Genomic DNA, 2,183 nt, shown 5'->3' with positions numbered 1-2,183 from the left:
GCCTACCTGGACGCGGTCGACCGGCGGGAGGCGGTGGCCGGGTTCAGCGGAGAGCCGTTCGCCCGGATGGTCCTCGAAAGCCCGACGCTGGTGGCCCGGCTACGCGAGCTGCACGAGCAGCGCGAGCACGTTCTCGCCGAAGCCCTCGCCACCGACGCCGCCACCGACGCCGCTGCCGACCCCGACGGCCGGGTGCACCGGCTCGCGGCGGCCCAGTTCGGGGGCGTCCACCGGGTGCTGTTCGACGAGGCCCTGCGCCGTACCGCCGGAGGGCAGACGCACGAGGAGATCGCCGCGGCGCTCGCCGAGGCGGCCGCCGAGGCGTTCGGCCTGCTGGAACCCTCACTCGGCGGTTACGCCGTACGGGCAGACGGGTAAACCTGGCCCCAGTTGTCACGGAGACGGCCTAACCTTTACGCCGGGTTTGTTGGCGAGGGGGTCTTGCGTGGCGCTGCCGGAGCATCTGGAGCTGCTGGTCACCGATGAACCGGTCTGCGACTACTGGGCGCACGGCCCCTGGCGCGTGCCCGACGGCCTGTTCGCCGAGATCCGCGAGCGCGTCGAGACGCTGATCCACGACCCCCGCTGCAAGGACCTCACCACCGACGACCTGGAACTGCTGACCGCCCCGTCCCCGCTCGTCCTCGGCGACCTGGTGCTCGCCCTGGAGTTCCTCGGCGGCGGCTCGGCCGTGTGCACCGGCTCCCACTCCCGGCTCCAGTACCAGTTCTTCGGCAAGTACCACCGCGAACCCCGCGACCTCCTGCTCGACTTCCCCGCCTGGATCGTGACCAGCGGGAACTTCCGCCCGCTGGAATGGCTCGGCGACTCCGGCGACAAGGAGCTCGCGCTCACCCTCGCCCGCGAGTCGCTGGACGTCCTCGCCGGGGTCGAGCCGCTGGAGCCCCGGCGCCAGGCGCTCGCCCGGCTGCTCGCCGACCCGCCGCCCGGCCTGGACATCACCGACCACCTCGTCGACCAGCGCCAGGCGTGGATGGACCACGCGCCCGACGACGTCGTCGCCGCCCTGCCCGAGCTCGCCGGGCCGATCGGCTACCTGGAGTGGATCTGCGCCGGGCTCACCCCCGCGCACGAGCACCTGCGGGCCGCCGCGCCGCGCGAGGAGTCCGTCCAGGACCTGTACGTCCACCTGCTCCTCCAGGGCGGCCTCCGGGAGGTCCCGGCCGAGCTGTCGGCCGTGCTCGGCGAGGACGCCTACGGCGAGCTGCTGGAGCGGTTCGCGCACGTCCGGGACACCGGGTTCGACGCGTCCGAGTGGAGCGAGGGCGTACGGGCCTGGCTCGCCCGGGCGCTCGGCGCGGGCGAGGCCGACGCCTGCCGCGGCTGGCTCGACATGGCCGTCCGGTTCACCGGGTCCGTGCAGGGGCTGCCCGCCGACTGCGACATCCCCGACCCGCAGTCGATCCCCGTCAGCCAGTTCCAGTACGACCTGCGGCGGCTGTTCCGGCCGCGCCGCACGGTCGTGAACCCGCTCGCCTCGTCCGTCGGGAAGGGCACGCCCCGAGCGCGCCGGCCGCGGCCGTCCGCCGCGATCGGCTCCGGCCTGGTCGGGCAGCCGGACGTCGTCGCCGCCCTCGGCCGGATCGCCGAGGGCGACGGGCCCGTCCGGCTGATGCTGGTCGGCCCGGACGGCACCGGCAAGCGGGACGCCGCCCAGCACGTCGCGCGGCTGCTGCTCGACCGGGGCGTCACCGCGTCCCCGCTGTGGCTCGCCGACGACTTCTTCGCCGGCAAGGAGGTCTCGGCCGCCACCACGCACCTGTACAACGACGCGCGCGAGTCCGCCGGGTCCCGGCTCATGGTGATCGACGGCCTGGACGACATGTCCCGCGACCCGCGCAGCGGCGAGGCGATCGTCGAGGAGCTGCACCGCGCCCTGGACGTCCACGACGACCTGCACGTCGTCGCGCTGTGCGAGCCGGGCGGCGACGAGCGGATCCGCGAGGTGAACCCGGCGCTGTCGCTGCGGTTCGAGGTCGTCCACACCCGCCCGTTCTCCCCGGACGCCTTCGCCGAGCTGTTCTCCCGCGCCCTCGCCGCGCGCGGGGCCCGCGCCCACAAGCGCGCCCTGACCGCCGCCGGGGACCTGCTCGCCCGCACCCCCGCCGTCCGGAACCTGCGCAACGCCCGGCTCGCGCAGCGGCTCGCCGACGTCGTCGTCG

Annotated in this window: 1 protein-coding gene and 1 pseudogene; both read left to right on the top strand. The window is 74.9% G+C overall.

The genetic code is table 11. The annotated features are described in order from the left end of the window. Positions 1–378 (top strand): annotated as a pseudogene (locus tag AB0J52_RS37345) (TetR family transcriptional regulator); the annotation flags it as partial. Between the two features lie 67 nt (positions 379–445). After that, positions 446–2,183, top strand: a 1,738-nt coding sequence (locus AB0J52_RS37340; RefSeq protein WP_500187671.1) for a P-loop NTPase family protein, incomplete at its 3' end; no start/stop codon positions are given.

Source organism: Spirillospora sp. NPDC049652, from assembly GCF_040675125.1.
In the GTDB taxonomy this organism is placed as follows: Bacteria; Actinomycetota; Actinomycetes; order Streptosporangiales; family Streptosporangiaceae; genus Spirillospora.
The sequence above is the reverse complement of the archived record's forward strand: the minus strand, read 5'-3'. Positions and strand labels throughout refer to the sequence as shown.